The 24013-nt window shown below is 72.6% G+C and carries 21 protein-coding genes; 12 read left to right on the top strand and 9 right to left on the bottom strand.

Annotated elements, in window-relative coordinates:
• Positions 1-150: 150 nt before the first annotated feature.
• The 4 genes from metG to J7W19_RS15535 all read right to left on the bottom strand — a co-directional run bounded on the left by metG (position 151) and on the right by J7W19_RS15535 (position 5282).
• Entirely contained in the window at positions 151-1869 is a 1719-nt protein-coding gene (gene metG, locus J7W19_RS15550) for a methionine--tRNA ligase (protein WP_004947417.1), read from the bottom strand.
• A 174-nt stretch (positions 1870-2043) separates the two neighbouring features.
• Positions 2044-2343, bottom strand: coding sequence for a hypothetical protein (locus J7W19_RS15545; protein WP_004947419.1), 300 nt, complete (start codon positions 2341-2343; stop codon positions 2044-2046).
• Positions 2344-2536: 193 nt separating this feature from the next.
• A complete protein-coding gene (locus J7W19_RS33505; protein WP_004947421.1) occupies positions 2537-3733 on the bottom strand; it encodes a vWA domain-containing protein in 1197 nt (398 codons plus the stop codon).
• 181 nt (positions 3734-3914) lie between these two features.
• The gene (locus J7W19_RS15535) at positions 3915-5282 is read right to left on the bottom strand and encodes a carotenoid oxygenase family protein (RefSeq protein ID WP_004947423.1); all 1368 of its coding nucleotides are present in this window, start codon (positions 5280-5282) and stop codon (positions 3915-3917) included.
• Between the two features lie 292 nt (positions 5283-5574).
• Here J7W19_RS15535 and J7W19_RS15530 point away from each other — a divergent pair, with 292 nt between their 5' ends.
• Positions 5575-6984, top strand: a complete 1410-nt coding sequence (locus J7W19_RS15530) for an alpha/beta hydrolase (RefSeq protein WP_004947425.1) — start codon at positions 5575-5577, stop codon at positions 6982-6984.
• Positions 6985-7055: 71 nt separating this feature from the next.
• On the opposite strand, the gene J7W19_RS15525 is transcribed toward J7W19_RS15530, so the two are convergent.
• Positions 7056-8129 (bottom strand): alpha/beta hydrolase, encoded by a 1074-nt coding sequence (locus J7W19_RS15525; protein ID WP_004947428.1) that lies wholly within the window; start codon positions 8127-8129, stop codon positions 7056-7058.
• A 958-nt stretch (positions 8130-9087) separates the two neighbouring features.
• Between J7W19_RS15525 and J7W19_RS15520 the strand changes: the two genes are divergently transcribed.
• The gene (locus J7W19_RS15520) at positions 9088-9789 is read left to right on the top strand and encodes a ScbR family autoregulator-binding transcription factor (protein WP_004947431.1); all 702 of its coding nucleotides are present in this window, start codon (positions 9088-9090) and stop codon (positions 9787-9789) included.
• A 143-nt stretch (positions 9790-9932) separates the two neighbouring features.
• Here the strand turns inward: J7W19_RS15520 and J7W19_RS15515 are convergent, their stop codons facing one another.
• The gene (locus J7W19_RS15515) at positions 9933-10532 is read right to left on the bottom strand and encodes a TetR/AcrR family transcriptional regulator (protein ID WP_004947433.1); all 600 of its coding nucleotides are present in this window, start codon (positions 10530-10532) and stop codon (positions 9933-9935) included.
• A gap of 540 nt (positions 10533-11072) precedes the next feature.
• Between J7W19_RS15515 and J7W19_RS15510 the strand changes: the two genes are divergently transcribed.
• The 5 genes from J7W19_RS15510 to J7W19_RS15490 all read left to right on the top strand — a co-directional run bounded on the left by J7W19_RS15510 (position 11073) and on the right by J7W19_RS15490 (position 14518).
• Entirely contained in the window at positions 11073-11309 is a 237-nt protein-coding gene (locus J7W19_RS15510; protein ID WP_004947435.1) for an acyl-CoA carboxylase subunit epsilon, read from the top strand.
• 261 nt (positions 11310-11570) lie between these two features.
• Positions 11571-11975, top strand: a complete 405-nt coding sequence (locus J7W19_RS15505; RefSeq protein ID WP_040890564.1) for a rodlin — start codon at positions 11571-11573, stop codon at positions 11973-11975.
• A 195-nt stretch (positions 11976-12170) separates the two neighbouring features.
• Positions 12171-12572: a rodlin gene (locus J7W19_RS15500; protein WP_004947441.1), complete on the top strand. Its 402-nt coding sequence runs from the start codon at positions 12171-12173 to the stop codon at positions 12570-12572.
• Between the two features lie 229 nt (positions 12573-12801).
• Positions 12802-13623 carry an SDR family NAD(P)-dependent oxidoreductase gene (locus tag J7W19_RS15495; RefSeq protein ID WP_004947444.1) on the top strand — a complete coding sequence of 274 codons (822 nt, stop codon included), beginning with the start codon at positions 12802-12804 and terminating at the stop codon, positions 13621-13623.
• A 70-nt stretch (positions 13624-13693) separates the two neighbouring features.
• A complete protein-coding gene (locus J7W19_RS15490) occupies positions 13694-14518 on the top strand; it encodes a nucleotidyl transferase AbiEii/AbiGii toxin family protein (protein ID WP_004947447.1) in 825 nt (274 codons plus the stop codon).
• 77 nt (positions 14519-14595) lie between these two features.
• Here J7W19_RS15490 and J7W19_RS15485 read toward each other — a convergent pair whose 3' ends face one another.
• Positions 14596-16365 carry a helix-turn-helix domain-containing protein gene (locus J7W19_RS15485; RefSeq protein ID WP_004947451.1) on the bottom strand — a complete coding sequence of 590 codons (1770 nt, stop codon included), beginning with the start codon at positions 16363-16365 and terminating at the stop codon, positions 14596-14598.
• Positions 16366-16753: 388 nt separating this feature from the next.
• On the opposite strand from J7W19_RS15485, the gene J7W19_RS15480 reads away from it, so the two are divergent.
• On the top strand, positions 16754-17281 hold the full coding sequence (locus J7W19_RS15480) for a DUF4232 domain-containing protein (protein WP_004947454.1): 528 nt from the start codon (positions 16754-16756) through the stop codon (positions 17279-17281).
• A gap of 99 nt (positions 17282-17380) precedes the next feature.
• Here J7W19_RS15480 and J7W19_RS15475 read toward each other — a convergent pair whose 3' ends face one another.
• A complete protein-coding gene (locus tag J7W19_RS15475) occupies positions 17381-17719 on the bottom strand; it encodes a MerR family transcriptional regulator (RefSeq protein WP_004947457.1) in 339 nt (112 codons plus the stop codon).
• Between the two features lie 576 nt (positions 17720-18295).
• On the opposite strand from J7W19_RS15475, the gene J7W19_RS15470 reads away from it, so the two are divergent.
• Entirely contained in the window at positions 18296-18499 is a 204-nt protein-coding gene (locus J7W19_RS15470) for a cold-shock protein (protein WP_004947459.1), read from the top strand.
• A gap of 245 nt (positions 18500-18744) precedes the next feature.
• Here J7W19_RS15470 and J7W19_RS15465 read toward each other — a convergent pair whose 3' ends face one another.
• Positions 18745-19263: a GlcG/HbpS family heme-binding protein gene (locus J7W19_RS15465; RefSeq protein WP_004947460.1), complete on the bottom strand. Its 519-nt coding sequence runs from the start codon at positions 19261-19263 to the stop codon at positions 18745-18747.
• Positions 19264-19814: 551 nt separating this feature from the next.
• On the opposite strand from J7W19_RS15465, the gene J7W19_RS15460 reads away from it, so the two are divergent.
• The 3 genes from J7W19_RS15460 (at position 19815) to J7W19_RS15450 (ending at position 24013) form a co-directional block, all read left to right on the top strand.
• Positions 19815-21047 (top strand): sensor histidine kinase, encoded by a 1233-nt coding sequence (locus tag J7W19_RS15460; protein WP_004947463.1) that lies wholly within the window; start codon positions 19815-19817, stop codon positions 21045-21047.
• The gene (locus J7W19_RS15455) at positions 21044-21682 is read left to right on the top strand and encodes a response regulator (RefSeq protein ID WP_004947466.1); all 639 of its coding nucleotides are present in this window, start codon (positions 21044-21046) and stop codon (positions 21680-21682) included. The genes J7W19_RS15460 and J7W19_RS15455 overlap by 4 nt, the downstream gene beginning before the upstream one ends.
• A 123-nt stretch (positions 21683-21805) precedes the next feature.
• Complete coding sequence (locus tag J7W19_RS15450) at positions 21806-24013, top strand: MMPL family transporter (RefSeq protein WP_040890539.1); 2208 nt, start codon at positions 21806-21808, stop codon at positions 24011-24013.

The following is a 24013-nucleotide window of genomic DNA, read 5'->3' as shown; positions in this document are numbered from 1 at the left end:
CTTCCTTCGGTCTCCCCCACCACCAACACCGGACAGCCTGGCGCGCCCCGCTCAACGAACGATTGCCGAACGATCAACGCGCGTCGCGCGGGTACGGCACAGGGCCGGAACGTGCGGTTCCGGGCCCTGTGCGTACGGGGTCGGGGTGCCTCAGGCCGCCTCGTCGCCCCCGCCGAAGCGCTCGCGGTAGGACTCCAGGTCCTCCTCCGTGATCTTCGCGAAGAGCACCGGCGGCACGGTGAACGGCGTACCGGCCGGGACGGACGACAGCGAGCACGCCTCGTCCTGCGTCACCCAGGTCCGCTCGTCCCCGGTGAGGGCGAACGCCGAGCGCATCGCGGCGGCCGTCGCCGGGATGAACGGCTCGGAGACCACCGAGTAGAGGTGGATCAGGTTCATCGCCGTGCGCAGCGTCAGCGCCGCCGCGTCCGGGTCGGTCTTGATCTCCAGCCAGGGGGCCTTGGTCTCCAGGTAGGAGTTGCCCGCGCTCCACAGGGCGCGCAGCGCCTGCGCCGCCTTGCGGAACTGCATCTCCTCCATGTGCCCCTCGTACTCGGCGAGCAGCCGCGCGACCTCCCGGCCCAGCTCCGTCTCGGCCGCGCCCGCCTCGCTGCCGGCCGGCACCTCGTCGCCGAACCGCTTGCGGGAGAAGGACAGGACGCGGTTGACGAAGTTGCCCAGCACGTCGGCGAGGTCCTTGTTGACCGTCGCGGAGAACAGCTCCCAGCTGAACGAGGTGTCGTCCGACTCGGGGGCGTTGGCCATCATGAAGTAGCGCCAGTAGTCGGCCGGCAGGATCTCCAGCGCGTCGTGCGTGAAGACGCCGCGCCGCTGCGAGGTGGAGAACTTGCCGCCGTAGTAGTTCAGCCAGTTGAAGGCCTTGACGTAGTCGACCCGCTTCCACGGCTCACGGGTGCCGATCTCCGTCGCCGGGAACATCACCGTGTGGAACGGGACGTTGTCCTTGCCCATGAACTGCGTGTAGCGGACGTCCGACGCCTCGTACCACCACGACTTCCAGTCGCGCTCGTCCGGCCGCTCGTCCGCCCACTCCTTGGTGGCGCCGATGTACTCGACCGGGGCGTCGAACCAGACGTAGAAGACCTTGCCCTCGGCCGCCAGCTCCGGCCAGGTGTCGGCCGGGACCGGAACGCCCCAGTCCAGGTCGCGGGTGATGGCCCGGTCGTGCAGGCCCTCGGTCAGCCACTTGCGGGCGATCGACGAGGCGAGGACCGGCCAGTCCTTGCCGTGCTCGTCGATCCACGCCTCGACCTCGCCCTGGAGCTTGGACTGCAGCAGGAACAGGTGCTTGGTCTCCCGCACCTCCAGGTCGCTGCTGCCGCTGATCGCCGAACGGGCGTCGATCAGGTCCGTGGGGTCCAGCACGCGCGTGCAGTTCTCGCACTGGTCGCCGCGCGCCTTGTCGTAGCCGCAGTGCGGGCAGGTGCCCACGATGTAGCGGTCGGGCAGGAAGCGCTCGTCCGCCAGCGAGTACACCTGGCGGATCGCGCGCTCCTCGATGAACCCGTTCTTCTTCAGCTGCCGCGCGAAGTGCTGGGTGATCTCGCGGTTCTGCGCGGACGAGCTGCGGCCGAAGTGGTCGAAGGAGAGGCCGAAGCCGTCGTAGATCGCCTTCTGCGCGTCGTGCTGCTGGGCGCAGTACGCGTCCACCGGCAGGCCGGCCTCCTTGGCGGCCAGTTCGGCCGGGGTGCCGTGCTCGTCGGTGGCGCAGATGTAGAGCGTCTCGCGCCCGGTCTGCCGCAGGTAGCGCGCGTACACGTCCGCAGGGAGCATGGACCCCACCATGTTGCCCAGGTGCTTGATCCCGTTGATGTACGGAAGGGCGCTGGTGATGAGGTGTCGAGCCATGCCGGCTGCTCCCTGGTCGGTGCTCGGGTACGGAGCCTGTGACCCTGTGTCCACAGGCACCTTTAGCGTATCCGAGTACCAGGCGGCGGCAGCGCGGCGTTCATGACGGCCCTGTGTCGGGCGCGCGGCCGGGCCGCGGCGCCCCGGGGCCGGGGCGGAGGGCGTCGCGCGGGCTCACCGACTCCGCCCGCGCTCCCCGGCGTTGCCGCCCGCGTCCGCCCCGCCGCCGGTCCGTCCGCCGGCTCGTTCGGGGGCCCGTCCGCCGTTCGCCGCACCGGCCTGGGGCCGGATCCGGACCTGGGCCTCCGCCTCGGCGTCGGACGGGAACCGGATGGCCGACGGCGGACAGGACCACTCGATCCCACCGCGCGGCGGCCGTAGCTGAACGTAACCGGCGTGGGTGTCCATGACCTGCCCGAGCCGACCGGTGCGGGTGTCGACGACGTAGCTGCCGAGGGGGAATTCATCGTTCACATTCCTACGATGCCCACTTCAGCGGCTTCTGATCGGCGAGAGGCGGAGTACGGAGGGTGATCTGTCGGGGCGCCGTGCTTACGCGGTGCGACCGGCGGCGCGGTTACTCTGTGTCGCCCCAATTGCCGGATTCCCTACGCCGGGAGCCGTCCCCGTCCGGCGGGGACGGCTCCCGGCGCGGGACCGGCGGGGGTCAGCGGGTGCGCTGTTTGATCACCCGGGCCGCGCGGGCCTCCTCCAGCCAGCCGGGGAAGCCGGCCGTCAGCTCCTCGTAGAGCAGGTCGTCGGCGAGGCCCTTGGGGTCGCGGCCCGCGTGGAAGAAGCCCGCGTTGTCCACCGCGCGGCGCTCCGGCACGGGCAGCGCGTCCAGCTTGCGCAGGAAGTCGAAGCCCTTGCCCTCGGGGTCGCCGAAGGCCACGAACTGCCAGTAGATCGGCAGCTTCGCGGCCTCGCAGAGGGCCTTCTCTGCGGCGGACTTGCTGTAGGGGCCACCGTCCGTCTGGAAGACGACGAACGCCGGGTCGGTGGCGCCGGACTTCTTGTAGTGCTTGATCACTTCCCGCATGGCGAGGTGGTAGTTGGTGCGGCCCATGTGCCCGAGGGAGGAGTGCAGTTCCTGGATGCGGCCCGCGTAGTCGGTGAGGTCGAGCTCGGCGACGCCGTCGACCTCGGTGGAGAAGAAGACGACGGGGACGGTCCCGTCGTCGTCCAGGTGCGCGGACAGGCCGAGCACCTGCTCGGCGAGGCGCTGGACGCTGCCGTCCTTGTAGTACTCGCGCATCGAGCCGGAGCGGTCGAGGACGAGGTAGACGGCGGCCCGCTGCCCGGCGAGGCCGCGTTTGCGCAGCGAGACGCCCGCCGATTTGTAGAGGCTGACCAGGCCGGGGGCGGAGTCCCTGACCTTCTCCAGGCTGATGGCGGAACCGCGCTCGCCGGCGGACTCCGTGGCGGGGGGCGTGGCGGGGCCCGGGACGGCGGCCGGGGCGGCGGTCGGCGCCGCCACCGCGGCCGGGGCCACGGCCGCCGCCGCCATCGCCGGCGACGGCTCCGGCTCGGGTCCCGGCGCCGGCTCGGGCACCGGGTTGGGGTCCGGGGTGGGGACGGGCTCCGGCTGCGGTACGGGCTTGGGCTCGGGCATCGGCGTCGGGGCGGGCTCCGGGTCCGGCACCGGGTCGGGGCGCGGGCCCGGGGTGGGCGGGCCGGGGACGGGGTGCAGCGGACCGGGGTCGGGGACCCGGTCGGTGGTGGTCTGGGCGGGGACGGACGCCGGGGCGGCGACCGCGTCCGCCACCGGTGCGGGGGCGGTGCTCTGCTGGGGGAGGCCGGGCCTTCCGTCGTCACCCGGCTTCGACCGGCCGAACGCGTTCCGCAGCAGGCTGCGAATTCCCATGAGGAGAAATCCTTACCTTTGTCTGGAATGTACCTACTGTGCGACTCCGGTAAGGCTAGCTCTAACGCCTCGTCAGTAACGTGCTCCTCGCTGGTCCCGTTTGCACCGGGCCCGGATCCGGGGCCGGGCTGTCCCCTCCTGCACCGGGCCCGATTCAGCCACCGGAGCGCTGCCCCTTCGCCTACCCCGGATCCGGGATCCAATCGCCGTGCGCCCCGACCGGCACCCGCACCGGCAGGTGCACCCGGGCGACCGGCCCCGCCGCCATGTCCCGGGCGGCCAGCACCAGCAGATCGGTGGCCCCGCGCTCCGGGTCGAAGGCGTAGGCCAGCACCCACCCGTCGTCCTCCGCCGCCCCGGGCGCCGCCGGTACGAACACCCCCTCGCCGACGTCGCCGCCCGCCGGCACGGGATATTCGTCGCAGGTCCCGCGCACCAGGTCGTACTTGAGCAGCCCGACGCCGAACCCGGCCCGGTCCTCGCCCAGCGGCTCGCGCACCGCGTACCCGTAGCGGTGCTCCCGGGTCGGCCGGCGCGGGTCGATCCGCGGGAACTCCACCGCGCGGTCGTCCAGCCGGAGCCGCCGGACGGTCCGCGCGGCCGGGTCCACGGTCCACCGCTCCAGGTGGGCGGGCTGTTTGTCCAGCCCCTTGCGGGTCCCGTCGAACAGCCGCTCGTAGCGGGCCAGATGGACGGTGATCAGCCCGTCCCGCTCATAGGCGTTCATGGTGTGGTAGACGAAGCACGGCTCCAGTTCCAGCCAGCGGACGTCCCGCGCGGTCCCCTCCCGGGGCAGCACCCCGAGCCGGGCCGGGCGGTCGGGGTCCCAGCCGAAGGCGGCCACCGACAGGCCGGGGCCGAGGGTGAAGGCGACCGGCAGGTCGTAGAGCAGTACGTGGTGCTCGGTGAGCGAGAAGTCGTGCATCATCGGCCGGCCCGTCACCGGCACCTCGACGTGCCGGCGGATCCGGCCGTCCGTCCCGGCGACCAGGTACTGGACGTACGGCCAGGCCGGGCAGTACGCGACGGCGTGCAGTTCGCCGGTGGCCGGGTCGAGGACGGTGTGCGCGGCCAGCCCGCCGGGCAGCGTCCCGTGGAAGTCGAAGGGACCCACCGTCTCCAGCTCGGAGTCCAGCTCGTAGGGGAGCGCCCCGCCCTCGACCAGGGTCAGCAGGTGCCCGGCGAACCGGCGGACGTGAGTGTTGGGCGCGAAGTCCACCAGGTGCCGGGGGCCGTGCAGCACCTTCTCGCCCAGCCGCCGGGCCACCGCGTCGGAGCGCACCCAGCGGTTGCGGTACCAGGCGGCCCGCCCGTCCCGGAGCCGGACGCCGTGCACCATGCCCTCCCCGGAGAACCAGTGGTGGGAGGCCGGATCGTCCACCTGCAACGGGTTCGGCCCATTACGCAGGTAGCGGCCGCGGAGCGCGTCCGGCAACCGTCCGGTCACCGGGAGGTCGAGGGCCGTGATCTCCTCGCGCACCGGCTCGAACAAGCCACTGAGCCAGGGGTTCGCCCCCGAGGTGACCGCCCTGGCGGCGTCGTTCGGCATGCCCTCCACCTCCACCGGTGTCCCGGCCCGCCCCCGCGGAACCTTTCTCCACCATCCGGCGGAAGGCCGCGTTCGGCCAGACCGCGCCAGGTGTTCGGGGCTGTTCGGGCGTCCCCTCCCTTACGGGAACCCCCGGATAAGCCGGGGAGTCGGACAGGAAACGGGCAGGGCAAGGGCCGAGGAAGAAAAGGAGGCAGGGCAACCCTGCCGGGCCTTTCTCGCCTCTTACCCGGTGAACCGGCGGAACCGAACGTGAGTACCACGGGAACCGGAGGCAGGGAGTGAGCACCGCATGGGCCTGACCAGCAGGTCGCTGATGTACACGGTGGCGTTCGCCGCCGTGTTGTGTGTGGCTCTCATGGTGTGGATCTGGCCGCGGCTCTCCGGGCGGGGACCGCTGCCCGTCCTCGGCCGGCTCGGCGCCATCCTGCTCACGCAACTGTCGATCATGGCCGCGGTGCTGCTGGTGGTCAATTCCAGCGTCGGCTTCTTCGGGACCTGGAACCAGCTGCTGGGCCGCGTCGACAAGGCCCCCGTCAACGTGACGCAGATGAACAGCGGGACCGGCCCCCGCGCCTCGGTCAGCGAGACGAAGGACGGCCTGATCCAGCCCACCGGCGGCGAGCGGGTCGAGAAGTTCGCCGGCTACCCCAAGGGCCCCGAGGACAAGGTGGGCGCCGTCCGCTCGGTCCGCGTCATCGGCAAGCGGACCCTGGCCGTCAACTCGGCGTACATCTACCTGCCTCCCGAGTACTTCCAGAAGCAGTACGAGCGCGCCCGCTTCCCCGTCATGGTCGTCGTCAGCGGCTACCCGGGCGGCCGGGTCAGCCTCGCCCGCAACCTCCAGGTCCCGCTGAACGCGGCCCGCCTCCTGGAGGAGAAGAAGATGGCCCCTACGGTCATCGTGATGATGAGCCCGACCATCGCCCAGCCCCGCGACACCGAGTGCGTCGACGTGCCGGACGGCCCGCAGGCCGAGACCTTCCTCACCAAGGACCTCCCGGACGCTCTGCGCAGCACCTACCGGGTCGGTCAGGACGCCACCGCCTGGGGCATCATGGGCTACTCCACCGGCGGCACCTGCGCCCTCCAGCTCGCCATGCGTGCCCCTGACGTCTATCCGGTGGCCGCCTCCCTCTCCGGGGACCTCTCGGTCAAGAACGACATCGCGACGGGCGACCTCTTCGGCGGCGGCGAGAAGGGCAAGCAGCGCAAGCGCGAGCACGACCTGATGTGGCGCCTCCGCAACCTCCCGACCCCGCCCGTCTCCCTGCTCCTCGCGACCAGCCGCAAGGGCGAGAAGAACTTCCACGACACCGAGGAGTTCCTGCGCCTGGCCGCCGAGAAGAAGCTCCGCACGGCGTCGATCGTGCTGCCCGAGGGGAGCCACCAGTTCTCCACCTGGCGCCGGGAGATCGGGCCGGTGATGGAGTGGATGAGCAAGGAGCTCACGTTCCCGCAGGACACGGAGGGCGGGAAGAAGCCGGGCGAGGAGAAGAAGCAGGACGAGAAGAAGCAGGACGAGAAGGGGAAGGACGAGAAGGGGAAGGAGGGCGACGGCAAGGCCGGTGGCGAGGACGCCGAGGTGAAGGTCGACGGCAAGGACGGCGAGGTGAAGGGCGCCGGGAACGCCGACGACGGCAAGGCCGACGGAGACGCCGACCCCAAGCGGCAGGGCGACGGGGAGGACGAGCGGGGCTGACGCCCGTCCTCGCCGCCACTACGGCGTACCCCGCGCCGTCCCTTCCCCGGACCGCCCGCGCGCCGCGAGCCTCAGCGAGCCGGCGGTCCGCCCGGCAGCTGCTGGGCGAGCCAGGCGAACGCTTCCGGATAGAGCGCCGACCAGGTCCGGTAGTTGTGGCCCCCCTTGTCGAGCAGCATCGTCTTGAGCCGCACCCGGCTGCTCGCCGCCTCCCGCTGGAACTCCTCGATGTAGGCCGGCGGACTGTCGCGGTCCTGGCGGGAGGTCGCGAGGAAGAGGGCGACATCGGCCTTGGTGTGACCGACGAGCCAGGTGGGGCTGTTGCGCTCCCGCAGGGCGGGGTCGGCGAGGGCCCCGCCGTCGCCGTTGAGCGGGTCGGGGTCGAGGGCCGCGCCGGCCGCGAAGACCCGGGGGAACTGCAGCGGCAGCTTCGCCGCGCAGAAGCCGCCGGTGGAGATCCCCAGCAGCCCCCACGACCTGGGCTGCGGCGCGGTCCGGAAGTGGTGCCGGACGAGCTCGGGCACGTCCCGGGCGAGCCAGGTCGCGACCTTGCGCCCGGCCGCGTCGGAGCAGTCGGTGTCCCGCCCGCCGGGGTTGATGACCGGCACGGCGAGGATGAACGGGCGGGTCCGCCCCGCGGCGAGCAGCGTCCGGTAGGACCGGGGCATCCGGCCCTGGTCGATCCACGACTGCGGTGTCCCCGGCACCCCGTGCAGCAGCATCACGACGGGGAACGTGGCACGGCGGTAGCGGGGGTCGTCGTACTCCGGCGGGGTCCACACCAGGACCTGTCCCGACAGGGCGGACCGGGTGCCGTGGAAGTACGTCTCCCGCATCCCGTGGTCGTCCTCGGCGAACTGGGCGCGTTCGGCGGGCGGGCCCTGCATGGCGACGGGCCCGGCGCCGTCCGTGCGGCCCAGCAGGTCGTCCCACGAGGCGTAGAGGCCGTAACTGGTGTTGATCCAGGTGGCCACCGTGCAGATCGCGGTGAGCTGACACAGGGCGATCAACAGCACGCGGGCCGCCCAGCGCACCGGTCCGGGACCCGGGATCCTCGCCCACAACAGCAGCGTGGCCAGGACGGACAGCACCGTCAAGGCGACGAGCAGGGCGAAGAAGGCGGTTCCGGTGAGGCTGAGAGTCATCCCGCTGTGATCTCCCTCGGTCGGGCCGCCGACAGGCGACGGGCACGGCAGACCATAACGACAGAACGTCCGGGTATCGGGCGGAACGGCGGACGAGAACCCGGATGGGTCCGGTGGTCCAAACGGTCATATGTCCGGCGCGCGGGCAACCGGAGGGGCAACCTCAAGTCCTGCTCAGACTTTCGATGCATCCGTAGTGTCGCCCTCCCATCACGAGTAGTTTCCTGGTCAGGGCGGTCCGAATCACCGGCTGTTGTCTGGGAGGCGTGATGGAATCCATGACGCGCAAGGAAAGAAAGACCGTTGTCGTTCTGGCCCTCATAGTGATCGCGATCGTCTGCTACATGATCGGCAACATTCAGCCCTGACCCTCGACTTCGACGCTCGACTCCGTACCCCGGAGCCGAACACCCGCTCTGCTCTCGGTGCCGACCGGGAACGCCCCCGGTCCGGACCGCCGGTCCGCTCGCCGGTCCGGTCGCCGCGGGCCGGTACGCGCGCACCGCGCGCCGCCACCGGCCTCCCCTCGAACTCCCTTCCGTAACGCACGAGTCGTCCGCGGCCCGTCGCGATCCGCCTCCCCGCGCGTGGACCTCCGCTCCGCCGCGCCGAGGGCCGCGACGGGCCGTCACCGCGCCCGGCCGGCGCCGGTCCCTCGCCACCGCCCGCGCATCCGGCACCGTTCCGTACCAACCGGTCGGTGTCCGGCGGACCTTCACGTACCGCCCACCGGCCACGATCCGCCGTACATGGCCGGTTCACCGTCGCGCCGGGCGACCCCCGCTGCGTAGGCTCGTCCCGCGCACTCCCCGGGCCGGTCCGTCCTCACGGGGACGAATTACGATACGTACGCGTCGGTTTGGTTCGGGGTACGCGTGAAGGCGTCGGACGACACGGTCACACGCCGCCCCGTCGTCGGCCGCGCGGCAGGGGCGGGCTATGGATTCGGAGGCAGACCGTGGCAAAGCAGGACCGCGCGATCAGAACGCGCCGGACCATCCTGGAAGCGGCCGCGGCGGTGTTCGACGAACGGGGCTACGACGCGGCGACGATCACCGAGATCCTGACCCGGGCGGAGGTGACGAAGGGCGCGCTCTACTTCCACTTCGCCTCCAAGGAAGACCTCGCCCTGGCCGTCATAGACGCCCAGTTGACCGAGACGCCGGCCCTCCCCGAGCCGCTGGTGACGTCGCGGATGCAGCAACTGGTCGACATGGGCCTGATCTTCGCCCACCGGCTCCGGACGGACCCGCTGCTGCGCGGCAGCGTCCGGCTCACCCTGGAGCACGGCTCGACCCCGCTCAACCGCAGCGGCCCGTTCCACGGCTGGAGCCAGGTGCACAGCCGCGTCCTCGCCGAGGGCAAGGAACGCGGCGAGGTGCTGCCGCACGTGGTGCCCGCCGACACGGCGGAGCTGATCGTCGGCGCCTACGCCGGCATCAACATCATGTCCCAGGTCGTGACCGGCCGCGCCGACCTGGAACGCCGCGCCATCTCGCTGTACGAGCACGTGATGCCGAGCGTCGCCGTGCCCTCCGTACTGGCCCGCCTCGACATGGCCCCCGGCCGGGGCGCCCGGGCCCTGGCCGAGGCCGAGCGGCTGCGCGCCGACGAGACCACCGGGCCGGCACCGACCCCTGCCCCCGTCGGGGTCGGCTGACCGGGGCCCGGTTCCCCGGACCCGTAAGGGCACCCGCCCCTTACGGGTCCCCCGCCCCTTGCGGCCCGGCCACCCCGGGCCGTAAGGGGCGCCTCCGTGCGCGTCCGCGCGCGTCCGTGCCCGGCGCGCCCCCGGGCCGGACGTCAGGCGGTCGCCGCGCCCGCCCTGGCCGGCCCGGGGGCCGTCGTCTCCAGGATCTCCAGGGCGACGGTCAGCGCGGCGAGTCGCCGCTCCTCGGGATCGCCCGCCAGGTCGTCCAGGGCGAGGGCTCCGAAGTGGACGGTGAGCAGGGCGCTGACACAGCGCACCCGGGTGGCCAGGTCGTCGGCGCCCGAGTGGATCAGCCGGGAGAGCCGGGTGACCCGCTCTCTGAGCCGGGCCCCGATGTCCAGGGACCGCAGCGACGCCTGGTTCTCCTGGAGGATGCGGAACACCGGCACCGCCTCCCGCAGCTTCTCGCTGTACCGGCACAGGAGTTCGCGCTTCGTCTCCAGGGTGGGCGGCCGGCCCTCGCCCCAGGCGATCAGCTCGTCCACGGGCGCCCCCACCTGGTCGGAGATGGCGACGAGGATGTCCTCCTTCGTCTTGAAGTGGTAGTACAGCGCCGCCTTGGTGACTCCGAGCCGCTCGGCGATCTCCCGCAGGGAGGTTTTCTCGTAGCCCCGGGTGACGAAGAGGTCGAGCGCGGTCCGCTGGATGCGCTCACGGGTGTCGCTCCTGCGCGTGTGGGGGGTGCTGCCCATGTGTCCCTGCTCTCCTTCGTTCCGCTGTGCCGCGTACTTCCGTCGTCGGAGCGTCTCCCCGCGGCGGCGTCCGCCCGCGGGGAGAGAGATCATGGCTCAGGAAACCACCGGCTCCCGGGCCTCTTACCCTGCGGACGGTCCCCCATGGCTGTCCCTGCCCCGCCCCCGGCGGGACGGCGCGGGGCCGCGGGGCGCTCCCGTCCGGCGGCGCGACCGCCCGGACCGGCCTCCGGGACCGGTGAGGGGCCCGCTTCGACCCCTCTTCGACTGCTCTACGGCCGCTCGTCGACCGCTCTTCGGCAGGACGGCCGGCGGCCCGGTCACGGCCGGGCCGCGGGCGGCGGGCGGACGGGCGGTGGCCGGTGCGCGGACGGGTGGCGGAACGGTTCATTCGGATGCGCGAACCGCCCGCCGCCCCCGCCGTCACCCGTTCGGACGTATCGGGGTTCCTCCCCGCCGCCGGTGGGAGCACGGTGGAAGAACCGGACACTCGCGGCGTCGCCGCACGGACGTCCGGTGCGCCAAGGGAGTGGAGCGGCTATGACCGACATGTTCGTGAGGGTCGAGAAGGGCGTCGCGGGCGAGGAGGAACTCGCCGCCGTGACCACCGTGCTCCTCGCCTGCGCCGCCACGGGCTGCGACGCCGGCCCCGAGCCCGAGGCCGCCCTCGGAGCCGGGCCCGCCCCCGAGATCTCGGAGTACGGCCTCTCGTGCACCCCGGCCCGCTGGCGGCCGACGGGATTCACCGCCCCCACGAGCTGGCAGGGCTGGGCCTGACCGCCGCGCCCCGCCTCCCGCGCCCGCGGCCGGCACATCGTCAGGTCCCCCGGAAATCGTCCCGGGCGCCCCGGAGAGATTCCCGGAAAAGGCCCGCGAAGACCAGCCTCTTTTCGTACCGGAAATGTCCCGCCCCTTTACCCTTTCGACCCCGCGCGCTCACTGGCTCGAATGAGTGAAAGCCCGGAACCTCTCCTTCCGGGCGAAGTTATCCAGATCGCTTTCTCAGTGGGGGCGCTACACGATCGAAAGGCTATGGACGTGCTCAAGAAGGTACTCGCCACGACCGCTCTGACGGTCTCCACGGTCGGAGCCGTCAGTGGCCCCGCGATGGCCGTGGGTCACGACTCGCAGGACATCGCCAACGCGAACGGCGCGAAGACCGGTTACGGCAACACCAAGACCGGGGGCAAGGAAAGCCCGCAGATGAGCCTGATCCAGGGCACGCTGAACAAGCCGTGCATCGGCTTGGGCCGGGCCAACATCCAGAACATCGTGGCTCTCATCAACATCGGGCTGCAGGACATCCCGATCCTCTCGTCGGAGCAGGAGCAGCAGTGCACCGACAACTCGTCCATCAACGACGGCGATGACCCGCTGTCGCACCTGCTCGACGACATCCCGATCATCTCGGGCAACGGTTCGGCCAACGGCCGGCTCTGGTAGGTACGAGCACGGGATTCCCCCCTGCGGCGGGTGTGCGGGCCCCGCGGCAGGGGGTTTCCGTTTTTCCGGGCGGGGATACGGCCCGTGGTGTGGGCCGAATGGTGGAAACCCGAATGAATGAAAGCCGATAACTCCGCCCACGGCGCCGAGTTAGGCAAGTAGCGCTCGTAAAACGACCAGAGCGAAGGAACCATTGTGATCAAGAAGGTAGTGGCCACGGCCGCCCTGACGGCGTCGGCGGTCGGCGGCTCCGTCGGCCCCGCCCTTGCGGACGGACACGGCAGCCAGGACGTCACCAACGGCAACCAAGCCGTTCAGATGTACGGAAACACTTACACCGGCGGTTATATGAGCCCCCAGATGGGACTCATCAACGGCTCGTTCAACAAGCCGTGTATCGCCATCGGAAGGCTGAACCTCCAGGACGTCGTCGGCCTGGTGAACATCGGCCTGCAGGACATTCCGATCCTGTCCTCGGAGCAGCAGCAGATGTGCACCGAGAACTCCACGATCAACGACGGCGACGACCCGCTGTCCCACTTCCTGGACAACGTCCCGATCCTGTCGTTCAACGCCGACCACAACCACTCGCACTGAGCCCGTCGGCGCAGCGGCGCAGCCGCCCCCGGACCGCCCGGGGGCGGCTCCCGCGTGTGCGGGCACCCCCAGGGGCCCGACGCGCATCTGACGAACTCTTCCGGCTCGGTTGGGAGCCCGCCCGGCTCCGGCCGACAGTTCTCGCATGCCGCCGTCCGCCACCGCGCGCCCCGGGACCGCCCCGGCCACCGCTCGCGCGTGCGCCATCGGAGACCGAGGAGTTCTCGTCATGGGCCAGTCGTCCCCGTCCGGTAGGACACCCGCCGTCCACCCCACCCGTACGCCCCCCGCGGCCGAACGCTTCGCCGGCAAGGTGGCGTTGGTGACCGGTGGCGGCAAGAACATCGGCCGGGAGGCCGCGCTGACCTTCGCCCGCGGCGGCGCCACCGTGGTCGTCGCCGGTCCCGGCCGGGCGGACCTGGAGGAGACCGTACGGCTGATCGAGGCCGCCGGGGGCCGGGGATCCGCCGTGGTCGCGGACGTCACCCGGGCCGCCGACGCGGCGGCCATGGTGGCCGCGGCCGTGGAACGCCACGGCGGCCTGCACATCGCCTTCAACAACGCCGGGATCTTCGGCACACCGGCTCCGGTGGCCGAACAGGACGAGGACGTGTGGTCGTCCGTCCTCGCGGTCAACACCACCGGCGTCTGGCTGTCGATGAAGTACGAGATAGCGCACATGCGCGCCCACGGCGGCGGCGCCATCGTCAACTCCGCCTCCAACATCGGGTTTCACACCCGCCGGCCGGGCCTGGGCGCCTATGCCGCGTCCAAGGCCGCGGTGTCGGTCCTCACCCGGACCGCCGCGCGCGAGTACATGGGTGAGGGCGTGCGCATCAACGCGGTGAGCCCGGGTGGGACGGACACGCCGATGTCCTTCCGGCCCGGTGAGACGGTCGGGGAACGCGACGCGCGGGTGCGGGCCGTGGTCCCGGCCGGGCGGGTCGCGGAGACCCGCGAGATCGCCGCCGCGGTGGCCTGGCTGGCCTCCGACGAGGCGGCGTTCGTGGTCGGGCACGACCTGGTGGTGGACGGAGGCGCCAGCGCGTAAGGGTGTGGCTCAGGGGGTGTGACCGGCGGTGTGCGGCTCGCGGTACGCGGGGTGCGGCCGGATAATCCGGATGGTGACGAACCCGCCGCCGACGCCCCCGACGCCGTCCGTGCCCTCCGCCGTGCCGATCACACCGCCCGCCCGGGCGGAGGACCCGCGCCTCACCGCGATCCTCGCCGGGACGCGGCGGCGGCTGCTCGACGACCTCTCCGACGTGGGCGCCGCTTTCCCGCTCGTCCTGGCCGGCGAGTACGCCGTGCGGTTCCACGGCCTGGCGCGGGGATCGGGCCGTCGGGCGGAACGCCACCTCGGGGCCGGGCCCGACCTCGCATGCGCCACTGACACCCAGACGCCCATGGCCGACGTGCTGGCGACGGTGCGGGCCGGGCTGGAGGCGCGGGGGTGGCGGGTGCGGGACGCGGCGGCGGAACCGCTCGCCGCGCGGTTCGTCGGCACGGACTCCCTCGGCGGCGAGGAGTGCGAGGTCGAGATCGCCAAGGAGACGCTGTGGCGCCCGCCGGTCCGCGTCGGAACCGTGCGGATCCTCGCGGTGGAGGACCTGGTGGGGACGAAGGTCCGGGATCTGGCCGACCGGGGGCTCGCGCGCGACCTCGTCGACGTCCACGCCGCGTCCGACTGCTGGTCGCGCGTCGAACTGGAGGAACTCGGCCGCCGGCACGCCCGGGACTCCTTCGACCTCGCCGACCTCAAGGCGCGGCTGGAGGGCCTCGACTGGTTCGGGGACGCCGAGTTCGGCGCGTGCGGGCTGGACGAGGAGGGCATGGAGGCGGTGCGGCGCTGGGCGCAGTTCTGGGCCGACGACATCGGCGAGCGGCTGGCCGAAGAGGCGCCGTACGAGGAGGTCCCGTACGAGGGGGAGTCTGCGGAGGAGTAGGCCCTCGGGCCTCCCTTTCGCCGATGCCCGGGGCGGCTTCGCCGTTCGCCGTCGAACGCCGGACGGGCCGGGCCGCGTCACCTGCGCGCGTAGTCCGGCGCCGCCTCCCAGACGTCGGTGTCCCCCCGGTAGAGGTACTGGGGGCGGTCCTTGATCGCCGTGGTGCGGAACGGCCGCCCGCGGTCGTCGATGCGCAGGGTTCCGTGCCGGTCGCCGCTGCTCCACTCCAGTTCCAGGTACCACTGCACGTCGTGGCCGGTGGTGTGCGCGACCACGTCCAGGACCTGGGGATCGGTGGTCGACGTCTTGTACGGGAAGTCCGTCGCCGGGATGCGGACGTCTCCCTGCACGCCGGCCACCGGCCGGGCGCGCGGATTGTCGCGGTCCAGGTCGATGTCGAAGGTGGACGGGGTGACGCCGCTGCCGCAGCCGTCCGCCATCAGGTAGGCCGACCAGGCCAGCGGCGCCGCCCGGCCCACCACGCGCACGTGGAGGGCGCGCAGCACGACCGCCTGCCGGGAGGTGCCCTGGACGGCCAGTTCGAGCTGCGTCTGCCCGCCGGGCACCGCGCGCATCGCGGTGACCCAGCCCCGCGCGTTCCCGTCGGAGGGGGGCGGGGGGACCTCGGCCGGGGTGCGGCCCGTGACGAACACCTGGTCGCACCGGTCGATCAGGGCGTACGGGCTGACGTTCACCGTCAGGGGCGCCCCGGAGGGCGCGTCGGGGGCGGGGGCGCCGCTCCTGGGGGGCGTCGGCCCCGGGAACGCCGGCTCGCGCGCGGTGTCCGACGGGATCCCCTGCGGGCCGCCCGGTGCGGGTGCGCCGGTCGGGAAGGAAGGGACGGACGGGACGGCTGTGGCGCCCGGGCTCGGCAGCTCGGGCAGGCCGGGGACCGGCGCGGTGGAAGCGGTGCCTGACCCTCCGGGGCGTCGGTCCGCGGAGAGCCCTCGGTCCGTCCTGCTTTTCGGTGCTTCGCCGGCGTTCGTATCCGCGCGGGAGTCGGGTTTGGTGGCGGCGTAACTGGCGACGACGGCCGCCGGGATCGCGACGGCCACGGCGGCCGCGATCAGGGCGCGCCGGACGCGCTTCCGGGACCCGCTCCGGGTGGGGGCCGGCCGCGCGGAAGCCGCTCCCGTAGCCGTTCCCGCAGCCGCTCCCGGCCGACGGGATCCGATCGCCTGCCGGACCCGGCCGGGGGTGGAAGGTTTCGGCGCGGCGGCGTTCGGGGCGGATACGGGTGGCGTCGCGGAAACGGCCGGTTCCGGTCCCTTCGGGGGTGTGGACGCCGGGGCAGGGTCCGGGGGCGGGGTCGTAGAGGGAGTCTCCGCCGGGGGGCCGGCGGGATCTCCGGCGGCCGCTTCCGGGTGCGCGGCGGGGGCGGTGTCGGTGGTGGCGTCGGCGGTGGGGGCCGGGCGGTCTGTCGGTGATTTCTCAGGCGTCTGAGGCTCTGGTGCCGGCTGTGATGCGGGTGGCGTCTGCGGCGTCTGCGGCTTCTGTGCGTCGAGGGGCGACCCTGCCTCAGGGCGCCGGGCCCCTCCGGCTTCGGCGGCCTCGTCCGCGCCGACGCGCGGCGCCGCGTCCGCGGTCGCCTGCGCCTTCCGGCGCCGGGCGTCATCGGCGATGATCCAGCGGCGGTGCAGCTCGACGAGCTCGTCCGGCGCGGCGCCGCAGAGCCGGGCGAAGCGCTCGACGGGGGCGTACTCCGTGGGCACGGCGACGCCGTTGCAGTACCGGTGGAGAGTGGACGTGCTCATGTGCAGCCGCTTGGCCAGGGCCCCGTAACTCTGTCCCGAACGGCCCTTCAGCTCCCGCAAACGGGCCGCGAACTCGGCTATCCCCTCGGACATACAGGCTCTTCCCGTCCCATATCCGCGTTCCAGGGCGCGGCATCTTCCCAGGTCGGACTATATGCAGCCGTTCCGGCTTCCCCAAGCGGACGACACGCCTTGCCGCCGGAACGCGCCACGGCACAGGCTGTCGGCAGAGATCGCGGCCCGGGGGGGGCGAACCGCCGGGCGCGGTCGGAACAGGAGCTGCCGTGCGGATCAGGATCCGCCTCCGTCTCGAGCTCGTCGACGTCGTGGCCCTGGGAGTGCTGGTCGCGTCCGTGCTGGCGGTCGTGGTGCTCCTGCGCCACCTGTGAGCGCGTCACCTGTGAAGGTGCCGCCGGGTCCGTGACATGACGGCTCGTCACCGACAGACAAGACAACTCTCTTCGACAACAGGAGACCCACCATGCGTACCTCGCGTCTCGCCGCTTCCGCCCTTCTCGCGGTCACCACCCTCGCACTCGCCGCCGGGACGAGCGCGGCCGCACCGGCGGCGCGGCCGCACGCGGCGTCCAAGACCGCCGCGTGTTCCGCGGCGCACACCAAGCTGACCGTGCAGAACGTGTCCCGCCCGATCAACCACCAGCTCCTCACCCTCACCAACACCGGCAGCACCAAGTGCGACGCCGTCGCCCACCCCTATCTCGGCTTCGACAACGACCAGTCGGTGACCTCCGTGGTGGAGGACAGCAAGCCGCAGGCGGTGGTCACCCTCGCGCCGGGGGAGTCCGCGCACGCCGGAATAGCGCTCTCCGCGGCCGACGGCAGCGCCGGCCACGGCCGTTGGGCGCGTACCCTCCGGGTCGGCCTCGACGGCGGGTCGGGTCCGGCCGGCGAGGTGGTGAACGTCCCGCTGCCCGCCGGCACGTGGATCGACGACTCGGCCGCCGTCACCTACTGGCAGGCGGACCCGGCCGACGCCCTCGTCTGGTGACTCCCGTCACGAGCGGAGCTCGGGGACGGGCGCACGACCCCGCCGCCCGGCCGTCGATCGGCGCGGCCGGGCACGGGGGCGGGACAGGGGCCCCTCGCGTCAGCTCGGATCCGGGGGGTGTCCGCCCCGCCGGAGTTCCTCGTTCTGGCGGAGGGCCTCTTCCAGGCGGTCCTCCAGGGTGATGATGCGGCAGGCCGCCTCGATCGGCGTCCCCTGGTCGACGAGTTCGCGGGCGCGGGCGGCGACGCGCAGTTGCCGGCGCGAGTAGCGGCGGTGGCCGCCGCCCGACCGCAGCGGGGCGATGAGCCGCGCCTCGCCGAGAGCGCGGAGGAACGCGGGGGTGGTGCCGAGCATCTCCGCGGCGCGCCCCATCGTGTAGGCGGGGTAATCGTCGTCGTCGAGGTTGTCGGCGGCGTTCGGACGGGCCTCCGGAGCCATGCACACCCTTCGTCGGGGCGTCGGAGGGGCGTCGGGCCTGTGCGTGCCCGGGCCCCACGGGTGGGTCGTCGCCGCGGCCCGGTGAACGGTGCCGGGCGGTCGTCGCACGTTCGGCGGGGAGCCCTGCCGGACGGCGTCGCGCCACGCGCGGACCCTATCGAACGGAGGGGCCGGGCGGCATGTCTGTCACCGCCACGATAGCTTTCGGCGTCCCGGCCGGGCGACCGCAGGGACACGGCGGTGCCGGTGGGTGTGCGGGGAGGGCGCCGGATGCCGTTTCACGCGGTGCGTATTTCTTGTTCCGCCGCTGCAGAATCCCGAAAAGCGCGGCCCACGCTTTTTTTCCCGCCCTTCCGTGCGAGGGGAAAATTCCCTCCGCACGGTGGGGTGTGCCGTGCTACCGTCGATGTCAGTTGCAGTTGTGGTTCCCGAAAACCCAGACGCGCCCCTTTCCTTTCGGCTCTCCGGCCGGGGCGGGCGCTCGGCGTGACCGGGTCTCTCCGTACGGGGAAATCATCGCGGCGACGCGAGGCTCGCGCAGTGCGGGTCCAGAGCATTCCCTGAGGGAGAAAAATCATGGCCACCGGTATCGTCAAGTGGTTCAACGCGGAAAAGGGCTTCGGCTTCATCGAGCAGGACGGCGGCGGCGCCGACGTGTTCGCCCACTACTCGAACATCGCCACCCAGGGCTTCCGTGAGCTCCAGGAGGGTCAGAAGGTCTCCTTCGACGTGACCCAGGGCCAGAAGGGCCCCCAGGCGGAGAACATCGTTCCCGCCTGATCGCGAACGCTCGAAACGCCGGGCCCCGCATCCCAGGATGCGGGGCCCGGCGTTTCGCTGTTTCCCGGAGTTTTCGGGCACGGCGGGCGTCGGCGGATGATTCCGTTTTCCGGTGCGCCGTACGTTTATCCGAGGGTGTGCCTCGGCATTTCTTGGTGGCCGGACCGCTACCGAACGGACATGTGGCGTTCGCGAATCCGTCGGTCCCGCCTCGTTTTCACCGGTGCTTGCGAGCGGATTCCCGGTCAGCCGCCCAGCGCCGCGACGCCGGCCCGGGCGAACTTCTCGTCGAGGTCGCCACTGGGCGCCCCGGCCACTCCGATGGCGGCGACCGGCGCGCCCTTCGACCGGACGGGCGCGCCGCCCGGCAGGAAGAGGGTGCCGGGGATGTCCTTGAGGTTGGGGGTCTTGGCGAGGCGCTCCATGAGAGCCGAGGTCGGTGCGTTCCAGGAGACGGCGGTGAACGCCTTCCGCTCCGCGCCGGCGTAGGACTGCGGGCCCGCGCCGTCGCCGCGGAGGGTGACGATGGTGTTCCCGTCGCGGTCCACGACGGCGACGGAGACCGCCTGGCCCGCCTTGGCGGCGGCATCGAGGGCGGCCTGGGCCGCCTTGGTGGCCGCGGCGATCGTCACATGCCGGGTGGAACGCAGGGAGGCGTCCGGGGCCTCGGCGGCGGGAGTGGCGGCGTTCGCGGCGACGGCGCCGACGACCCCGGCGGTGACGACGGCGGAGGCGGTGGTGAGGATCTTCTTGGCCTTGGTCATGCCCCGATCCTCCGGCCGGGGCCGCCGTCCGCGCGTCGGCCGGCGGGCTGCCCGTCCGTGCGGGACGGCCGAGGCCGGGGTCGGCCGAACGGTTGATGCGGGGACGGGTGAGCGCGGCGAGGATGGGCGCGTGCGCGCGGATGAGGTGGCGGACGAGGCGGGGGTGGCGGGTGAGCCGGCGGACGTGAGGTGGGCGGGCGGTGCGCACGGGGTGAGCTGTGCGCACGGGGTGAGTGGTGCATGCGGGAGCGAGCGGTACATACGGCGCGAGGGCGCGACGCGAGGACGCGAGGAGAGGGATGCGGCGGGGAACGGGACCAGCGGCCACGCCTGGTGTGCCGGCGCGGCGGGCGTCCGATTCCCGCGATTTCGATGCGCGTGATCCTGATGCGCTTGATCCCGATGGGCGTGATGTCGGACCGCGCGGCCTCGGGCCGCGCGATCGCGATCCGCGCGATCGCGATCCGCGCGATCGCGATCCGCGCGATCCTGACCTCCGCGATCTCGGCCTCCGCGCCCTCGACCCCCGCCGCCCCGATCCGTACGGCTCTTTGGGCCCCGTCGCGTCCCCGGCCGACGACCAGGGGCCGTCGGTCGCCGGCGAGCGGTGGCTCGCGTTCGTCCTGCACGCCGCGTTCTTCCTGCTGCTCGGCGCGTCCCTGGCCCGCTTCCTGATCCGTCATCCGGGCGAACCGCGCACGCCGTGGATCATCGCGCTGAGCGCCGGTCTCGCACTGCTGCAGGTGCTGGGCCGGGTTCCGGGGCAGGAGCGGCTCACCCGGCCCGTGCCGCCCCGGTTCGTCTGGCTCGGTGCCGTGGTGGTGGTGTGGATGGTGCTGGTGGTGCTGGCGCCGAGCTTTGCGTGGTGTGCGGTGCCGCTGTTCTTCACCGGGCTGCGTACGTTGCCACCGAGGGCGGCACTCGCCCTGGTGGCGATGCTCACCGCGTTCGTGGTCGTCGCACAGCTCAAGCTGTCCACGGGCGGCTTCGACCCCAACCTCGTCCTCGCCCCGCCCGCGGTGGCGGCGATCGGGGCGGCGGTGTTCGTACGGATGCGGCACCAGGCGGAGAGCCAGCGGCGGTTGATCGACGTCCTGATCCGCACCCGGCGCGAACTCGCCGCGACCGAGCGCCGGGAGGGCACTCTGGCGGAGCGGCAGCGGTTGTCGATGGAGATCCACGACACGCTGGCCCAGGGCCTGTCCAGCCAGCAGATGCTGCTGCAGGCCGCCGAGCGGGTGTGGGACGCCGACCCGTCGGCCGCCCACCGGCATGTGCGCGCCGCCGCGTCGATCGCCGGACGGAACCTGGCCGAGGCCCGCCGTTTCGTACAGGACCTCGCGCCCGCCGACCTCGCCGACGGCAGCCTGGAGGAGGCGCTGCGCGCGCTGGCGGCGCGGGCGACGGAGGAACCCGGCGGGCTCGCCGTCCGCTGCCACGTCGAGGGCGCCCTGCCGGAGAACCGGCCGCTGCCCGAGGCCGTCGGGTCGGCGCTGCTGCGCATCGCGCAGGGCGCGCTGGCGAACGTCCGTGAGCACGCCGGCGCGACGACGGTCACCCTCACCCTGACCTGCCTCGACGACCAGGTGCTGCTCGACGTCGCCGACGACGGCCGGGGTTTCGACGCCCGTGCCGCGGCCGCGTCCGCCCCGGGGGAGCGGGGCCACGGCCTGCCCGCGATGCACGTCCGGGCCCGGCGGCTGGGCGGGACCCTGACCGTCGAGTCGGCGCCGGGCGAGGGCACCGTCCTGTCCGTCGCCGTACCCCTGGAACCCCTGTCATGACCGGAATCACCAGAGCCCCCGTGCGCATCCTGCTCTGCGACGACCACGCGGTCGTCCGCGCCGGGCTGCTCGCCCTGCTCGGCAGCGAACCCGACATCGAGGTCGTCGGCGAGACCGGCAGCGGCGAGGAAGCCGTGGCCACGGCCGCGCGGCTCCGCCCCGACGTCGTCCTGATGGACCTCCAACTCGGCCCCGGCGTGGACGGCGTGGAGGCCACCCGCCGGATCGCCCCGACCGGCGTCCACGTCCTCGTCCTGACCACCTACGACACCGACGCCGACATCACCCGGGCCATCGCCGCGGGCGCCACCGGCTATCTGCTCAAGGCGGAACGCCCCGAGGAACTGTTCGCGGCGATCCGCGCCGCCGCCCAGGGGCGTACCGCCCTCTCCCCGCCCGTCGCCGGGCGCGTCCTGGACCGTATGCGCGGCGTCGGCCGGCCGACGCTGACCCCCCGTGAGCTGGACATCCTCGGCCGTCTCGCCGAGGGCCTGGGCAACCGCGACATCGCGCGGACGCTGTTCATCAGCCAGGCCACCGTGAAGACCCACCTCGGACGCATCTACGACAAGCTCGGTGTCGACACCAGGGCCGGTGCCGTCGCGGTCGCCAAGGAGCAGCGGCTGCTGCCCTGAGGGGCCGGGCCCTCCGGCCCGGTGGTGGGGACATCCCCACCACCCGGGTCCACCGACCGGTGGACGGGAAGTACAACCGGGCGGTGCTGTCGCCGGCCGACCCCCCTCGACCAGGCTTTTCCCATGAAAGAGCTACCTGTGCGCGCCGCTCGGTGGAGCGCTCTGCACCCCTGGCGCGCGATCGCCGGATGGCTGGCGTTCGTGGTGCTGTGCCTGGGCGTCGGCATCGCGGTCGGGACCGACAGCGCGACCACGGAGGACTACCGGGTCGGCGAGGCCGGCCGTGCCGAGGCGATGGCGGCCGAAGGCCACCTCGAACGCAGACCCACCGAGCAGGTGTTGATATCGGCCGGGGCCGGCGCCCTGGACCGGGCGGCGGCCGACGCCGCCGCGCGGGACGTCGCGGCGCGGATGGCGAAGCTGCCCGAGGTCGAGGCGGTCGCCGCCCCGCGCACCGCGAAGGACGGCCGGGCGCTCGTGGTCGAAGTGACCATGAAGGGCTCGGAGTTGGACGCCCAGAAGCGCGTCGGGCCGCTGCGGGAGCAGACGGAGGCGGTGCGGAAGGGCAATCCGCGGCTGCTGGTGGAGGAGACGGGGCACCCCTCCGTCGGCAAGGGCGTCGACGGTCAGCGCGACAGCGACCTGGCGCTCTCCGAGAAGATCACTCTGCCGGTCACCCTGATCACACTCCTGATCGCCTTCGGCTCGCTGATCACGGCGTTGGTGCCCGTGCTGCTGGCGCTCTCGTCGATCGCCGCCGCGATGGGGCTGTCGATGATCGCCTCGCACGTCTCCCCCGACGCGGGGGTCGGCAACAACGTCATCCTGCTCATCGGCCTCGCGGTCGGTGTCGACTACACCCTCTTCTACCTCAAGCGGGAGCGGGAGGAACGCGAGCGTTCCGGCGGCCGGATCGGCCCCGAGGCGCTGGTGGAGCTGGCCGCGGCGACGTCGGGCCGGGCGGTCGTCGTCGCCGGGCTCGCGGTCGTCGCCTCCACGGCGACGCTGTACCTGGCCTCCGACGTCATCTTCTCCTCCCTGGCCACCGGGACCGTCCTCGTCGTCCTGGTCGCCGTGGCCAGTTCGCTGACCGTGCTGCCCGCCCTGCTCGTCAAGATCGGACAGCGGGCCCAGCGCCGCGCGGCCCGCGGGGCGGGCAGGCCCCGAAAGGAGCGGACGTCCGGGACCGGCCGGGTCTGGACCGCCCTGATGCGGCCCGCGAGTGAGCATCCCGCGATCACGCTGGGCGTCTCCACGCTGATCATGCTCGCCCTCGCCGCCCCGGTGGCCGGGCTGAAGCTGACCGAGATGAGCCAGGACACCCACTCGCGCGCCATCCCCGCCATGCGCACGTACGACCGGCTGAACGAGGCGTTCCCCGAGCTGCGGGTCACCCACCAGGTCGTCGTCCGCGCGGCGGCGGACCGTTCCGGCGAGGTGGCGGAGCAGCTGCGGGAACTGGGCCGACGGGCGCGTGCCGACCGGCTGTTCACCGGTGAGCCCCGGCTGCGGACCTCGGCCGACCACCGGATCAGCGTGCTGAGCCTGTCCGTTCCGCACCTGGGCAACTCGGACGAGGCACGGGAGTCCCTCGCCCACCTCCGGGACGCCTACGTGCCCGGGACGGTCGGCCGGATCCCGGGCGCCGAGACGGGGGTGACCGGGGACGTCGCGCGGTACGCCGACTACCCGGCACACCAGAGGGACCGGCTGCCGCTCGTCATCGGGGCGCTGCTGGCCGTCACCTTCGCCATGACGCTGCTGGCGTTCCGCTCGGTGGTGCTCGCGCTCGTCGGCGTCGTCCTCAACCTGCTGTCCGCCGCCTCGGCGCTGGGGCTGCTGGTGCTGGTGTTCCAGGGCGAGTGGGCCGAGGGGCTATTGGACTTCCACTCCACCGGAACGATCGGGTCGCGGGTGCCGCTCTTCCTGTTCGTGATCCTCTTCGGACTCTCCATGGACTACCAGGTGTTCGTGGTGAGCCGGATCAGGGAGGCCGCACTGCGCGGAGTGCCCACCCGCAGGGCGGTGCTCGACGGCATCGGCAGCTCGGCGAGCGTGGTCACCAGCGCCGCGGTGGTCATGGTGACGGTCTTCGCCAGTTTCGTCTTCCTGCACCTGATCGAGATGAAGCAGATCGGCTTCGTCCTGGCGGCGGCCGTCCTGCTCGACGCCTTCATCGTCCGGATCATGATCCTGCCGTCGGTCATGCTGCTGCTCGGCAAGGCGAGCTGGTGGCCGTCGCGCGGGATGCGGCGGGCGCAGGAGGCTCCGCCGCGGGACGGCGGCGTACCGTTCGGCGTACCGGGTCACGTACCGGTCGACGTACGTTGA

The organism is Streptomyces mobaraensis NBRC 13819 = DSM 40847 (assembly GCF_017916255.1).
Taxonomy (GTDB): Bacteria; Actinomycetota; Actinomycetes; order Streptomycetales; family Streptomycetaceae; genus Streptomyces; species Streptomyces mobaraensis.
Note: the sequence above shows the minus strand (reverse complement) of the source record. Positions and strands in the feature narration are given on the sequence as shown.

Excerpts from the sequence above, each read along its gene's own strand:
- metG (WP_004947417.1), bottom strand. The coding sequence starts at position 1,869 with ATGGCTCGACACCTCATCACCAGCGCCCTTCCGTACATCAACGGGATC.
- J7W19_RS33505 (WP_004947421.1), bottom strand. The coding sequence starts at position 3,733 with ATGGGAATTCGCAGCCTGCTGCGGAACGCGTTCGGCCGGTCGAAGCCG.
- J7W19_RS15535 (WP_004947423.1), bottom strand. The coding sequence starts at position 5,282 with ATGCCGAACGACGCCGCCAGGGCGGTCACCTCGGGGGCGAACCCCTGG.
- J7W19_RS15530 (WP_004947425.1), top strand. The coding sequence starts at position 5,575 with ATGGGCCTGACCAGCAGGTCGCTGATGTACACGGTGGCGTTCGCCGCC.
- J7W19_RS15525 (WP_004947428.1), bottom strand. The coding sequence starts at position 8,129 with ATGACTCTCAGCCTCACCGGAACCGCCTTCTTCGCCCTGCTCGTCGCC.
- J7W19_RS15515 (WP_004947433.1), bottom strand. The coding sequence starts at position 10,532 with ATGGGCAGCACCCCCCACACGCGCAGGAGCGACACCCGTGAGCGCATC.
- J7W19_RS15510 (WP_004947435.1), top strand. The coding sequence starts at position 11,073 with ATGACCGACATGTTCGTGAGGGTCGAGAAGGGCGTCGCGGGCGAGGAG.
- J7W19_RS15495 (WP_004947444.1), top strand. The coding sequence starts at position 12,802 with ATGGGCCAGTCGTCCCCGTCCGGTAGGACACCCGCCGTCCACCCCACC.
- J7W19_RS15490 (WP_004947447.1), top strand. The coding sequence starts at position 13,694 with ATGGTGACGAACCCGCCGCCGACGCCCCCGACGCCGTCCGTGCCCTCC.
- J7W19_RS15485 (WP_004947451.1), bottom strand. The coding sequence starts at position 16,365 with ATGTCCGAGGGGATAGCCGAGTTCGCGGCCCGTTTGCGGGAGCTGAAG.
- J7W19_RS15480 (WP_004947454.1), top strand. The coding sequence starts at position 16,754 with ATGCGTACCTCGCGTCTCGCCGCTTCCGCCCTTCTCGCGGTCACCACC.
- J7W19_RS15475 (WP_004947457.1), bottom strand. The coding sequence starts at position 17,719 with ATGGCTCCGGAGGCCCGTCCGAACGCCGCCGACAACCTCGACGACGAC.
- J7W19_RS15470 (WP_004947459.1), top strand. The coding sequence starts at position 18,296 with ATGGCCACCGGTATCGTCAAGTGGTTCAACGCGGAAAAGGGCTTCGGC.
- J7W19_RS15465 (WP_004947460.1), bottom strand. The coding sequence starts at position 19,263 with ATGACCAAGGCCAAGAAGATCCTCACCACCGCCTCCGCCGTCGTCACC.
- J7W19_RS15455 (WP_004947466.1), top strand. The coding sequence starts at position 21,044 with ATGACCGGAATCACCAGAGCCCCCGTGCGCATCCTGCTCTGCGACGAC.
- J7W19_RS15450 (WP_040890539.1), top strand. The coding sequence starts at position 21,806 with ATGAAAGAGCTACCTGTGCGCGCCGCTCGGTGGAGCGCTCTGCACCCC.